Genomic DNA, 13209 nt, shown 5'->3' on the forward strand with positions numbered 1-13209 from the left:
ATGGTGGTGCCTGCCCTACCACGAGTCTTCCCTCACGCGGGATCGATTCCGGCCCTCGGCGACCGTAGGTTTTGTCGAGAGAGAACACCACCGCTTAAGGGGAAATGATGAATTCAGGGGGCGTGTGCGCTTTGGCGCTGGAGTCCGTGAGCAAGGTTTACGGATCCGGTGACGGCGCGGTCACAGCTTTGAACGGGGTGACCGTCGGAGTGCGCAAGGGCACGTTCACCGCTGTGATGGGACCGTCGGGATCGGGTAAGAGCACCTTCCTGCACTGCGCGGCCGGGCTGGACCGGCCGAGTTCCGGCCGGGTGCTGCTGGGCGACACGGAGCTGAGCAGGCTGCGGGAGAAAGCGCTCACCGAGCTGCGGAGGACCCGGATCGGGTTCATCTTCCAGGCGTACAACTTGTTGCCGTCGCTGAACGTTCTGCAGAACATCACGTTGCCGATGCGGCTCGCCGGGCAGAAGCCCGACCCGCAGTGGCTGCGCGAGATCGTCGAGGGCGTCGGCATCGCGAAGCGGCTCGAACACCGCCCGTCGGAGCTGTCCGGTGGCCAGCAGCAGCGGGTCGCGATCGCCCGCGCGCTGGTCACCCGGCCGGAGATCGTCCTCGCCGACGAGCCGACCGGCGCGCTGGACACGCGCACCGCGCGCCAGGTGCTCGACCTGCTCCGTTCCATTGTGGACGATATGGGTCAGACGGTGCTGATGGTCACACACGATCCGGTCTCGGCGTCGGCCGCGCACGGCGTGCTGTTCCTTGCCGACGGGAAGCTGGCCGGTCACCTGTCGCAGCCCACCCCCGAGCGGGTCGCCGAGCGCATGACCCACCTCGGGGAGTGGTGACGTCATGTGGGATTTGGCATGGCAGACGATCAAGACCCGCCTGAGCGGCTTCGTCGGCGCGTTCATCGCGATCCTCCTCGGCACGGCGCTGGTCGCCGGCTGCGGCATCCTGATGGAATCCGGCCTGCGGGCCGGTGTCCCGACCCAGCGGTACGCCGACGCGGCGGTCGTGGTCGGCGGGCAGCAGACGGTCGAACCGCCCGGGGTGGGCGCCCTCGAAGCCCAGCAGGTCGGTGAGCAGGCCTCGGTGCCGGTGGCGCTGACCGGGCCGATCACTTCCGTCCCCGGCGTCCGCGGCGTGGTGGCGGAGCAGAGCTTCCCCGCCAACGTCGTCACGGCCGACGGCCAGGCCCTGACTGGGCCGGAAGGCGGCCAGTCGCTCGGCCACAACTGGGATGCCGCCGCGTTGGCGCCGTTTTCCCTGCGTGACGGCCGAGCGCCTACCGGCGGCGACGAGGTCGTCCTCGACGCGGCCCTGGCTTCCCGGAGCGGGGTGGCCGTCGGTCAGCGGGTGAAGATCGCGGTCCGCTCGGCCCCGGTGGACTACCGGGTTTCCGGGATCGCCGCCCCGAAGTCGGGCGACGGCCTGTCCCGGCAGTCCTCGGTGTTCTTCTCGGAGGAGAAGGCGGCCGAACTCGCCGGTGTGCCCGGCCAGGCACACGCGATCGGTGTGGTGGCGGACCCCGGCGTCACACCGGCCGCCCTCGCCGACAAGATCCGCGCCGCGGTGGGCACCGACACGGTGACGGTGACGACCGGGGTGGAGCGCAGCACGGTCGAATTCCTCGACGTCAGCCAGACGCGGATGCTGCTGATGGCGCTCGCCGGCTCGTTCGGCGGGTTCGCGCTCCTGATCGCGGTGTTCGTCGTGGCCAGCACACTGGCACTGGTCATCAACCAGCGTCGCCGGGAGTTCGCGCTGCTGCGGGCGATCGCGGCGACACCCCAGCAGATCCGCAAGCTCATCGGCGCCGAGACCATGCTGGTCGCGGTGGTCGCCGGGGTGCTGGGCAGCGGCCTCGGCGTGGCCGTCGGCTACGGGCTGAGGAACGCCTTCAGCGCCATCGGGGTGATCCCGCCGGACTTCGAACTGGCGCTCAGCCCCATCCCGCTCATCGCCGCGCTGGTGCTCGGCCTGGGCACGGCCCGGCTGGCCGCTTGGTCGGCCGCGCGGCGCCCGTCGTCGATCCGCCCGGTGGAGGCACTCGGTGAGGCCGCGGTGGAACGGCGTGAACTCGGCCGCGTGCGCACCGCCATCGGTGGCGCGCTGGTCGTGGCCGGTCTCGGCGGCGCGATGGTCCCGATGTTCGTGCGCGGTGAGGCGGGTCTCGCGGCTTCGTCGGGGTCGGCGCTGATCATCATCATCGGACTGGCCGTGGTCAGCCCGAAGGTGGTCGCGTTCATGACGAAGCTGATCGCGCCGGTGCTCACCAGGACGTCGCGGATCAGCGGCTACCTGGCCGCCGCGAACAGCCAAGCCAACTCGCGGCGCCTCGCCGCCGCGGTGACCCCGGTGATGCTGGCGGTTTCGTTCGCGCTGACGATGTTCTACAGCCAGACCACCGCCGCGGCCGCCCGGCAGGAGCAGACCGTGGAGTCGACCAGCGCGGACCACGTGATCGCGAGCGGCACCGGAGGTCTTTCGCCGGAGGTGGCCGAGGCCGCGCGGCGGATCCCCGGTGTCTCCGCCGCGACCCCGGTCGTGCGTACCGAGGTGATGAACACGGTGCAGGAGCAGGAAAGCCTGCGCGTCGAGCGGTACGGGGCGCAGGGCCTCGACGGTAGCCAGGTGCGCGGCAATCTGGACCTGGGCATCGTGTCGGGCAAGATCACCGACCTGACCGGGAACACCGTCGCGATGAGCGAGTCGGAAGCCGACTGGTACGAGAAGAAGATCGGCGACGACGTCGAGTTCTTCTACGGTGACGGGGCTCCGGCGAAGTTGCGCTTGGTCGCCACGTACACCCGGGACCAGGCCTTCGGCAACTACGTGCTGCCCGTCGAACTGGCGAGGGCGCACACCGCCGACCGGCTGGACGACTCCGTGCTGGTGCGGCAGCAGCCCGACGCGGACTCCGCGACGGTGACTGCCGCCCTGAACGACCTCGCCACCCGGTACCCGGGTCTGGTCGTGACCCCGGGATCGTCGGTGGCCGCGCCCACCGGCGGCCAGCAGCAGGCCCAGTTCTACGTGAACCTGGTCGCGGTCGGCGTGATCCTCGGTTACGTCGTGATCTCGGTGGCCAACACACTGGTGATGAGCACGGCGCAGCGGTCGAGGGAGTTCGCCCTGCTGCGGCTGATCGGCACGACGAAGCGTCAAGTGGTGCGGATGATGCGTCTCGAAGCACTGGCGACCGTCGGGGTCGCGGCCCTGCTGGGGACGGTGGTGGCGGGGATTCCCCTGGTGCTGCTGAACCTCGGCCTGCGCGGGACGCCCTTGCCGTCCGGCCCGATCTCCGTCTTCGGCGGGGTCATCCTCGGCGCGATCCTGCTCGGCCTGGTCTCACTCGGGCTGGCCACCAGGGTGGCGCTGCGGTCGAAGCCGATCGAGGCCATCGGCCTGCGCGAGTAGCTCACTTGAGCGGGCCCGGGCTTGTCCATGAAGGATTTGGGATGTCCCAGATCCTTCATGGACGCGGGCATTGAGCCGAGATCCCGGAGGCCGGGCCCCACGCTCACATCCCGACGTCCCAGGCAGCCTCGATCATCCGGAAGATCTCGTCCACCGCGGCATCCGGATCGGGGGCCGTGCGGGCAAGGGAATGGGCGTCGATCACGAACCGCGCGATCGTCCGGCAGGCCGTCGTGGGCTGCGCCAGGCCGAGGTCGCCCGCGATGGCCGTTGCCAGCGATGCCGCGTGGCGCAGCTTCATCAGCTCTTCGTACTCCCGCAGGGCGGGTGCTTCGTCGATCATGCGCCAGATCGGGGCGGCGCTGTCGGCCGCGCAATGCCGCACCATGGCCCGCATCTCGTGGCGCAGCGAGGTGAGGAGCGGCTCTTGCGGCTCCCGGCCGGTGACCGCCCGCGTAAGGCGTTCCTCGAAGTTCGCGTCCTGCTCGAACACCAGGGCCTCTTTCGAGGCGAAGTGGGAGAAGAGCGTGGTAACGGCGACGTCGGCCTCCGCGGCGACGTCACGGATGCCCACCTCGTCGTACCCGCGTTCCAGGAAGAGCCGCAGGGCGGTGTCGGCGATTTTCTGGCGGGTCGCGGCCTTCTTGCGCTCACGACGCCCGGTCGGCACGGTCATCGGCTGAGGCTATCAGATCCAAAACAATATCTGTTTCGAAACACTAACGGTTAGTGATATGGTCGTCGGCATGAAGAAAGTGAGCTTCGCCGAGTTCGGTGGTCCGGACGTTTTGCGGTTGCTGGACGCCGAGGAGCCCCACGCGGGCCCTGGTCAGGTACGCATCGCCGTCCGGGCGGCGGGTGTGAACCCCGTCGACTGGAGGATCCGGGAAGGCCAGATCCTGGGGGCCCACCCGATCACGCTGCCCTCCGGTGTCGGCCTGGACGCCTCGGGAGTGGTGGACGAGGTCGGTGAGGGCGTCGAAGACGTGAAGGTCGGCGATCACGTGTTCGGTGAGGGTTCGAGTACCTACGCCGAGTTCGCCGTCCTGTCGGCCTGGGCCCTCCTGCCCGAAGAGCTGACGTTCGAGGAGGCGGCCGGATATCCCTCGGTGGTGGAGACCGCGCTGCGCGTCATCCGCGAGGTCGGGGTGCGGCCCGGGCAGACGCTGCTGGTCAGCGGGGCGTCCGGGGGAGTCGGCTCGGCGGTGCTGCAGGTCGCTCGCGAACGCGGCATCAGGGTGATCGGCACGGCCGGCGCCGCCAACCAGGACTATCTGCGAAGTCTGGGCGCCGTCGCGACGACGTACGGCGAGGGTTGGGTCGAGCGGGTGCGCGCACTCGGCGAAGTCGACGCGGCACTCGACCTGGTGGGCAATGGTGTGCTCCGGGAGCTCGTCGAACTGACCGGAGACCCGGGAAAGGTGGTCTCCATCGCCGATCTCGGCGCGCCGGAGTTCGGTGTCCGGTTCTCCGGTGTGGCCGGAAGCGTGCCGGACGCGCTCGCCGAAGCCGCCGGGCTCATCTCGCGGGGAAAGCTCACTATCCCCATCGAGAAGTCGTACACGCTCGCCGAAGCCGCGGCCGCGCACATCGACAGCCAGGCCGGGCACACACGCGGGCGCCGGGTCATAGTCATCTGAGAAGTCTTCGCGCGGTAGGTGTCGGATGGCGTCGAGTGCGTTCGTAGTCAGGGTGAGAGGCAGGCAACAGGCCGGCCGCACCCGAGGAGAGCGTTATGACCGCCACGTACACCTTCGACATCTTCTCCAGCCTCGACGGCTTCGGCTCCCACAGCGGCGACTGGGGCGGCTACTGGGGCAAGCAGGGGCCCGAGCTGCTCGAACGCCGCCTCTCCTTGTACGCCGGAGAGCAGCGGATGGTCTTCGGGGCCACCACGTTTCGGGAGAACGTGGAGATGCTGGCCACGAGCTCCGAGGGACCCGAGGTCTTCGATCCCTGGGTCACCCGCATGAGGAATCTGCCGTCGACGGTCGTGTCGAGCACGCTGCGGGAACCACTCGACTGGCCCGACGCGACCATCGTGAGTGGCGACGCGGTCGACGTCATCGCCCGGCTCAAAAAGGAATCCGACGTGCCGTTGCGCTCGCACGGCAGCCTGTCGTTGAATCGGGCGCTGATGGCCGCCGGTCTGGTCGACCGCGTCCAGGTGACGATCTTCCCCGTGCTCACCGGCCAGACCGGGCAGAGGCCGATCTTCCAGGGCGCGGCCGACTTCGACCTCGAACTGCTCGAGAGCAGGATCCTCGACGGCCACACCCAGGAGATCGTCTACCGGCCCACCCGGCACGCCTGACGGTGATGGAAGGCGCGGATCCCGAAGGCCGCGGCCAACTCCCGCAATTAGTCCTCTGGTTGCGGTAGTTGCGCGTGCAAGGACCGCAACCAGAGGACTAATTGCGGAGTCAGGCGATGGTGCTGTTCCGGATCTCAAGGGAAAAGGGCGTCTGGACGTCTTCGGGTTCGAGGTCGCTCCCGCCGGCGATGCGCCGCCGCAACAAATCGACGGCCGCGCGGGCGATCGCGGCCTTGTCGGGTGCGATCGTCGTCAGCGAGGGAAGGCTGTACGCGCTCTCCTCGTTGTTGTCGAAACCGACGATCGCCATATCCGACGGCACCCGAACGCCCCGTTCGGCGGCGGCACGCAGTGCGCCGATGGCCAGGAGGTCGTTGAAGCAGAACACCGCGTCGGGTGGTTCCGGCAGCGCGAGCAAATGCGCCATCGCCTCGGCACCGTTGGCGCGGTGGTAACGCAACGCGGGCAGGACGAGGTCCGGAATGGGCGCCAGGCCCGCCTCCTGTAGTGCGGAGTGGTAGCCCTCGAGTCGTTGCGCGGCCGTATGCCGCTGGGGGTGCGCGCCGATCGCCGCGATCCGGCGGCGGCCCAGCGAGAGCAGGTGCCGCACCGCGATGCGGGCGGCCTGGACGTTGTCGATGCCGACGTGGTCTATCGGGACGTCGACGACGTGCTCGCCGAGCATCACCAGCGGCACGCCCGGTGCCAAGTCGCCAAAGTCGTTGGTATGCAACGCTTCCGGGCTGATGATTGCGCCGTCGATCAGATGCGGGCCCAGCGCGGACAACGCGTTGTGCTCCCGCTCCCTGGTGCCCAACGTCTGCTCGATGAGGACGTTCCACTCGTGCTCCTGCGCTGCCTGCAGCACCAGACCCGCGAGCTCGCCGAAGTACGGGATGCTCAGTTCGGGAAGCATCAGCCCGAGGAATCCGGTGCGGCCGCGGCGGAGGTTCCGTGCCCCGAGATTGGGCCGGTAGCCGGTCGACGCCAGCGCCTCCTCGACGCGCCGCCGGTTCTCCGGCTTCACGAAGTCGTAGCCGTTGACCACGTTCGACACGGTTTTGACCGAGACGCCCGCCAGCTTGGCGACGTCCTTGAGCGTGGCCACCCTCGCTCCCCTCTGCAGTGCTCCGGCACAGATCCGGCATAGATCCGGCACAGCCTAACCGCGCGAACGGCGGATTTACAACGTTGTACCAACGATGTAAATCTGGCATCGTCCTGATGAGTGACATGGGTCACCGCCGACCCGTGTGCTCGACTTCCCCGAGGAGCGATCGATGTCCCTGCCCATCCGCCGCACCCTGCTCCTGGTGGCCGGCCTCGCGCTCGCGCTGACGGCCTGCACCAGCCGCGAGACCCAGCAATCCGCCCCGTCGGGGGCGGGACCGGCCGCTTCGGCGGCGCCCAGCCAGGCCGCCGGGCCGGGATGCGCCCGCGAGAAGACCGGCTACCCGCAGGTGGACGTGAAGAACGCGGTCATCGGCTTCTCCCAGTCGGAGAAGGAGGCGAACCCGTTCCGGATCGCCGAGACGCAGTCCATCAAGGACGAAGCGGCGAAACTCGGTGTCCCGTCGGACAAACTCCTGGTCACCAACGCGCAGAGCGATCTCAACAAGCAGGTCAGTGACATCAAGTCGCTGCTCGACCGGGGCGCGCAGCTGCTCATCGTGGCGCCGCTCAACTCCGACGGCCTGCAGCCCGCCCTCGACGCGGCGAAGGCCAAAAAGGTCCCGGTCATCACGATCGACCGCAAGGTGACTTCGCAGCCGTGCTCCGACTACCTGACCTTCATCGGGTCGAACTTCGTCGAGCAGGGCAAGCGCGCGGCGCAGGAGATGGTGAAGGCGACGGGCGGCAGCGGCAAGGTCGCGATTCTGCTCGGCGCGTCGGGCAACAACGTGACCACCGACCGCACCAAGGGTTTCAAGGACGAGATCGCCGCGACCATGGGTATCTCGATCGTCGCCGAGCAGACCGGCGAGTTCGATCGCTCCAAGGGCCAGACGGTGATGGAGCAGCTGATCCAGAGCAACCCCGAGATCACCGCCGTCTACGCCGAGAACGACGAGATGGGCATTGGGGCGGTCACCGCGCTGAAGGCCGCGGGCAAGACGCCGGGCAAGGACGTCAAGGTCGTGTCGATCGACGGCACCCGCAACGCCGTCCAGCTCATCGCCGACGGCAGCTACAACGCGGTGATCGAGTCCAACCCGCGCTTCGGCCCGCTCGCCTTCTCCACGCTCGCGGACTTCGCCGCAGGCAAGGAGATCCCGCCGACCGTGGTGATCTCCGACGACCAGTACGACTCGGCGAACGCCGCGCAGAAGCTTCCGAACGCGTACTGACGATGGAACCGGTTCTCGAGGTCGAAGGTGTGACGAAGACGTTCGCCGGGGTGCGCGCGCTCGACGACGTGTCGTTCGCGCTGCGGCCGGGCGAGGTGCACGCGCTGGTGGGTGAGAACGGCGCCGGCAAGTCGACGCTGATCAAGGTGCTCACCGGCGTGCACCGGCCGGACTCCGGCACGATCCACGCGCGGGGCGCGATCTCCACGATCTACCAGGAGGTCAATCTCATCCCGCTGATGAGCGTGGCGAGCAATGTGTACCTCGGCCGCGAGCCGAGGAAGCGGTTCGGGCTGGTCGACTGGGCGCGGATGAACTCCGACGCGGCGGCTTTGCTGGCGGACTACGGCATCGACGCCGACGTCCGCCGTCCACTCGGGACACTCGGCGTCGGCGCACAGCAGATGGTCGCGCTGGCGCGGGCGGTGTCGGTCGACGCCGACGTCGTGATCATGGACGAGCCGACGTCCTCTTTGGAACCACGTGAGGTCGAGACGCTGTTCGAGGTCATCGGCAGGCTGCACGAACGCGGGATCGCGATCGTGTACGTCAGCCACCGGATGGACGAGCTGTACCGGATCTGCGACCGTGTCACGGTTTTGCGTGACGGCAAGCGTGTCCACACTGGACCGTTGGCCGACCTGCCGAGGCTGGAACTGGTGTCGATGATGCTCGGCCGCAGTGTCGGCGACATCCGGTCCCACGGTGCGACGGCCTTCGAGGGCGATCACGAGGCAGGCCGGGAACCGGTGCTGCGCGCGGAAAACCTCACCAGCGGGAACCGGGTCTCCGACGTCTCGGTGTCGATCAAACCCGGCGAGATCGTCGGGCTCGCCGGGTTGCTCGGCTCCGGCCGGACCGAAACCGCGCGGGCCATCATCGGCGACCTCCCCTTGTCCGGCGGCACCGTGCTCGTCGGCGGAAAAAGCGTCCCGCAAGGGAATGTGGCGGCGGCGATGCGCGCGGGGGTCAGCATGCTCGCCGAGGACCGCAAGACCGAGGGGATCATCCCGCATCTTTCGGTACGGGAGAACGTCGTGCTCGCCGCGTTGCCGAAGTTGTCCCGCTTCGGCCTGGTCAGCCGGGCCCGGCAGGACCGGATCGTCGACACGTTCATCGAACGCCTGCGCATCAAGGTGTCCAGTCCCGATCAAAAGGTCGCGGAACTCTCCGGCGGTAATCAGCAGAAGGTGCTGCTCGCCCGGTGGCTGTGCACCGAACCCAAGGTGCTGCTGCTCGACGAGCCGACGCGGGGCATCGACGTCGGCGCCAAGGCGGAGGTACAGGCGCTGATCGACGAACTCGCCCGCGACGGGCTGGCCGTCCTGCTGATCTCGTCGGAGATGGAGGAGCTTCTCGACGGCGCGGATCGGCTACTGGTGCTCAAGGACGGCGCGGTGGTCGGGGAACTGGCGGGGGAGAGCCTGACCCAGGACCACGTGCTGGCCGCGATCGCTTCGGGCGGTGAGACCGATGACTAGTACGCGGCAAAGAACAGAGGATCCGGGAAGCACGGACACGGGGAAAACGGTGGACCGGACCCGGGTGGCGCGCTGGCTGCAGGAGTACGGCGTGTACGTCGCCGTCGTCGCGCTGGTGCTGTTCAACATCGCTTTCACGGCGAACTTCCTGACCGTCGGCAACTTCCGCACCCAGCTCATCCAGGCGGCACCGGTACTGGTGGTCGCGCTCGGGATGGCGCTGGTGATCGGCACCGAGGGCGTCGACCTGTCGGTGGGCGCGGTGATGGCGCTCTCGGCCGCGCTCGTCCCGCTGTACCTCGGGGCGGGGACGCTGCCCGCGGTGGCCATCGCGCTCGCGGCCGGGCTCGCCGCCGGCGCGTTCAACGGCGTCCTCGTGGCCAAAGTCGGGATTCAGCCGATCGTCGCCACCCTCGCGTTACTGGTCGGCGGACGTGGTCTCGCGCTCGTGCTCGCCGACGGCCGGCTCATCCAGCTGCGTGATCCGGCGTTCCTGGCGCTGGGCACCGGCGAGGTGCTCGGGATCCCGGTGAGCGTGCTCATCGCCGCCGTCCTCGCCGTGCTGGTGGCGGCGCTGGTCGGGAAGACGGCGTTCGGCAGGCGGCTGGTCGCCATCGGCGGCAACCGGCGGGCGAGTGTGCTGGCCGGGCTGCCGGTGAACCGCGTCCTCATCGGCGTCTACGCGATCTGCGGGCTGCTCGCGGCACTGGCCGGGGTGCTTTCGACAGCGCGTCTCGGCGCCGGCGACCCAGCGGACGCCGGGCTGCTGATGGAACTGTCCGCGATCACCGCGGTCGTCGTCGGCGGGACCCCGCTGACCGGCGGGCGCGTCCGCGTCCTCGGCACGGTGATGGGTGTCCTGCTCATGCAGCTCGTCCGCGCCACCCTCATCAAGCACAACCTGCCGGATTCGACCGCGCAGATGATCCAGGCCGCGATCATCGTCGGCGCGGTATACGTCGCACGGGAACGGAGCAGCCGATGACCGCGGCGCCCACACTGGCCGGTCAGGACTCCACCCGGCGTGAGCTGATGACCGGGGTACTGCAGAAACAGGGCGCGGCGATCGCGCTGGTGCTCATGGTCGCGGTGGCGTGGCTGCTGTTCCCGCGCTTCGGCAGCCTCGACAACCTGCGCGACATCGCGTTGCAAAGCTCCTTCCTCGCGATCATCGCGCTCGGGATGACGTTCGTGATCATCACCGGCGGCATCGATCTGTCGGTGGGTTCGGTGTACGCGCTCGGCGGCGTTCTCGCGGCCTACGGGTCGCAGTGGGGATTCCTTGTCGCGTTGCTGCTCCCGCTGGCGGTATGCGGTCTGATCGGGCTGATCAACGGGCTGCTCGTCGCGAAAACCGGGATGGCGCCGTTCATCGTCACGCTGGCGACGCTGCTTTTCGCGCGTGGGCTGCTGCTCGCGATCACCACCGAGGGGGCGACGACGTACAAGATCCCGGAGGGTGAGGCGTTCGTCGAACTCGGCCGCGGCACGCTTTTCGGTTTCGGCTATCCGGTGTTCATCGCGGCGGCTCTCTGCCTGGTCGGCGGGCTCATGCTGCGGCGGACCCGGTTCGGGCAGTCGGTGTTCGCGACCGGCGGCTCGGAGCAGTCCGCGAAGCTGATGGGGCTGCCGGTCGTGCGCGCCAAGGTCACCGTCTACGTCATGAGTGGTGTCCTTGCCGGACTCGCGGGCGCGCTCACCGCGGCCTATCTGCAATCCGGTGTCACGGTCATCGGGGTCGGCCTCGAACTGGACGCCATCTCCGTCGTCGTCATCGGGGGCACCCTGCTCACCGGCGGGATGGGCACGATTCTCGGAACGGTCATCGGAGTGGGCATCCGAACGGTCATCCAGAACGTCATCAACCAGATAGGAACTCTCGACAGCAACTACCAATCGGTGGTCAGCGGCGCGTTCCTGCTGGTGGTCGTTGTTCTGCAGCGGTCGCTGGCCCGCACGACCACCCGGAGATAGGGAGCTCGCACGCATCGAAGAACCGCACGCGCCCTGTGTGTCCTGGCAGGTTTGCTGACCGCCGCGACGACACTGGTCCCCGTCGCCCAAGCCGCGCCCGTCCCGCTAGGCCATCACGAGCCCCCGCAGCACCACCAGTCACCACGGCGGCGCGTGAAGGACCCCTTCCCTCGGCTCAGCCGAAGAAACTCGACCTTCACACCTTCCCCAGTACAGGAAGGCCCCCTTCCTGTACCTAGGCGCAAGGAAGGGGGCCTTCCTGTACTTACACGCGAGCAACGCCGCAGGTGACGCGTAAGTGCTCAAGAGCGGATTGCTCTAACGACCCGAATCACTCACGAGAACCCGGCCTCGTCGGTCGCCGGTCGCCGCCTTCGATACTCCCGGTAATCTTGGCTCCATGACCGGCCCGGACGTACCTCTCACCTTCAAGCTCGCGTACGTCCCCGGCGTGACGCCCTCGAAGTGGGTGCGGATCTGGAACGAGCGGTCGCCCGGCGTCCCGCTCGAACTTGTTCAAACGAGTCCCGCCGACGCCGCGACGCTGGCCCGCGACGGCGAGGTGGACGCGGTGCTGCTGCGCCTCCCGATCGACCGGACCGGCCTGCACGCGATCCCGCTCTACACCGAGACGACCGTGGTCGTCGTCCCCAAGGACCACCTGGTCGCCGCCGCCGACGAGGTCTCGGTCGACGACCTCGCCGACGACATCGTGCTGCATCCGCTCGACGACACGCTGGACTGGGCTGAGCTGCCGGGCAAGCCCGCGCTGGAGCGCCCGGCCACCACCGCGGACGCCGTCGAGCTAGTCGCCGCGGGGGTCGGGCTCCTCGTGGTCCCGCAGTCCCTCGCGCGCCTGCACCACCGCCGCGATCTCACCTTCCGGCCGGTCTCCGGCGCGCCGGAGTCCGGCGTCGCGCTGTCCTGGCCGGAGGACGAAACCACCGACCTGATGGAACAGTTCATCGGCGTCGTCCGGGGCCGGACCGTCAACAGCACACGAGGACGCCGGCAGACTCCCGAAAAGCAGACCACGGAGAAACAGGCCCCGGCGAAGCGCTCCGAAGCCGGTGGTCGTAAAGCCCAGGCGACCGGCCGGACGCAGCGGCGTGGCGCTCCCAAGGGCGCCCCGAAGGGCGGCAAACGCGGGAAGCCCCGCCGCCGGTCCTAGGGCGTGTCTCAGCCGTCGGTCAGTCCTCGCTGCGAGCGGCCTTGACCCGCGCCTCTTCCTTGCGGACCTCGGCCAGGGACTCCCGCTCCCGCTTCAACCAGTCGGGGTCGTCAGTCTTGACCGCGTCGATCTGCTCGGTGGTGAGAGCGCCGGTGATCCCGCCTCGCGCCAGGCCGCTGATGGAGATACCCAGCTTCGCCGCGATGACCGGACGCGGGTGCGGCCCGTTGCGGCGCAGGTCCCGCAGCCATTCGGGCGGGTCGGACTGCAGTGTGTTCAGCTCGTCGCGGGAGACGACACCCTCCTGGAACTCCGCCGGAGTGGCTTCGAGGTACACACCCAGCTTCTTCGCCGCTGTCGCGGGCTTCATGGTTTGAGGGGTTTTCTGCGACGTCATCCTCTCAGGGTAACGAGCGCCTCGGACGCCGCCGATCACGCCCGGTGATCGGCGGTCCCGGTCACGCGCTCTTGGCCGGGAGGGTGACGCCGCCGAGCCCG

Annotated in this window: 12 protein-coding genes; 9 read left to right on the plus strand and 3 right to left on the minus strand. The window is 68.8% G+C overall.

Annotated features, from left to right (window positions below; translation table 11 throughout):
• The first annotated feature begins 107 nt into the window (after window positions 1–107).
• Complete coding sequence (locus AB0M65_RS03910; protein WP_364021175.1) at window positions 108–848, plus strand: ABC transporter ATP-binding protein; 741 nt, start codon at window positions 108–110, stop codon at window positions 846–848.
• A gap of 4 nt (window positions 849–852) precedes the next feature.
• Window positions 853–3423 carry an FtsX-like permease family protein gene (locus AB0M65_RS03915; RefSeq protein WP_364020948.1) on the plus strand — a complete coding sequence of 857 codons (2571 nt, stop codon included), beginning with the start codon at window positions 853–855 and terminating at the stop codon, window positions 3421–3423.
• Between the two features lie 103 nt (window positions 3424–3526).
• Here AB0M65_RS03915 and AB0M65_RS03920 read toward each other — a convergent pair whose 3' ends face one another.
• The gene (locus AB0M65_RS03920) at window positions 3527–4099 is read right to left on the minus strand and encodes a helix-turn-helix domain-containing protein (RefSeq protein ID WP_364020951.1); all 573 of its coding nucleotides are present in this window, start codon (window positions 4097–4099) and stop codon (window positions 3527–3529) included.
• Window positions 4100–4169: 70 nt separating this feature from the next.
• Between AB0M65_RS03920 and AB0M65_RS03925 the strand changes: the two genes are divergently transcribed.
• Window positions 4170–5063, plus strand: coding sequence for an NADP-dependent oxidoreductase (locus AB0M65_RS03925; RefSeq protein WP_364020953.1), 894 nt, complete (start codon window positions 4170–4172; stop codon window positions 5061–5063).
• A 95-nt stretch (window positions 5064–5158) separates the two neighbouring features.
• A complete protein-coding gene (locus AB0M65_RS03930) occupies window positions 5159–5737 on the plus strand; it encodes a dihydrofolate reductase family protein (protein ID WP_364020956.1) in 579 nt (192 codons plus the stop codon).
• A gap of 109 nt (window positions 5738–5846) precedes the next feature.
• Here AB0M65_RS03930 and AB0M65_RS03935 read toward each other — a convergent pair whose 3' ends face one another.
• Window positions 5847–6845 (minus strand): LacI family DNA-binding transcriptional regulator, encoded by a 999-nt coding sequence (locus AB0M65_RS03935; protein ID WP_364020959.1) that lies wholly within the window; start codon window positions 6843–6845, stop codon window positions 5847–5849.
• A 172-nt stretch (window positions 6846–7017) separates the two neighbouring features.
• On the opposite strand from AB0M65_RS03935, the gene AB0M65_RS03940 reads away from it, so the two are divergent.
• The 5 genes from AB0M65_RS03940 (at window position 7018) to AB0M65_RS03960 (ending at window position 12711) form a co-directional block, all read left to right on the plus strand.
• The gene (locus tag AB0M65_RS03940) at window positions 7018–8085 is read left to right on the plus strand and encodes an ABC transporter substrate-binding protein (RefSeq protein WP_364020961.1); all 1068 of its coding nucleotides are present in this window, start codon (window positions 7018–7020) and stop codon (window positions 8083–8085) included.
• A 2-nt stretch (window positions 8086–8087) separates the two neighbouring features.
• Window positions 8088–9566 (plus strand): sugar ABC transporter ATP-binding protein, encoded by a 1479-nt coding sequence (locus tag AB0M65_RS03945; protein ID WP_364020964.1) that lies wholly within the window; start codon window positions 8088–8090, stop codon window positions 9564–9566.
• Window positions 9559–10551 carry an ABC transporter permease gene (locus AB0M65_RS03950; RefSeq protein ID WP_364020967.1) on the plus strand — a complete coding sequence of 331 codons (993 nt, stop codon included), beginning with the start codon at window positions 9559–9561 and terminating at the stop codon, window positions 10549–10551. The genes AB0M65_RS03945 and AB0M65_RS03950 overlap by 8 nt, the downstream gene beginning before the upstream one ends.
• A complete protein-coding gene (locus AB0M65_RS03955) occupies window positions 10548–11540 on the plus strand; it encodes an ABC transporter permease (protein WP_364020970.1) in 993 nt (330 codons plus the stop codon). The genes AB0M65_RS03950 and AB0M65_RS03955 overlap by 4 nt, the downstream gene beginning before the upstream one ends.
• Window positions 11541–11940: 400 nt before the next feature.
• Window positions 11941–12711 (plus strand): LysR family substrate-binding domain-containing protein, encoded by a 771-nt coding sequence (locus AB0M65_RS03960; protein ID WP_364020973.1) that lies wholly within the window; start codon window positions 11941–11943, stop codon window positions 12709–12711.
• A gap of 19 nt (window positions 12712–12730) precedes the next feature.
• Here the strand turns inward: AB0M65_RS03960 and AB0M65_RS03965 are convergent, their stop codons facing one another.
• On the minus strand, window positions 12731–13108 hold the full coding sequence (locus AB0M65_RS03965) for a DUF5997 family protein (RefSeq protein ID WP_364020976.1): 378 nt from the start codon (window positions 13106–13108) through the stop codon (window positions 12731–12733).
• Window positions 13109–13209 lie beyond the last annotated feature (101 nt).

This window comes from Amycolatopsis sp. NPDC051071, assembly GCF_040682875.1.
Taxonomy (GTDB): Bacteria; Actinomycetota; Actinomycetes; order Mycobacteriales; family Pseudonocardiaceae; genus Amycolatopsis.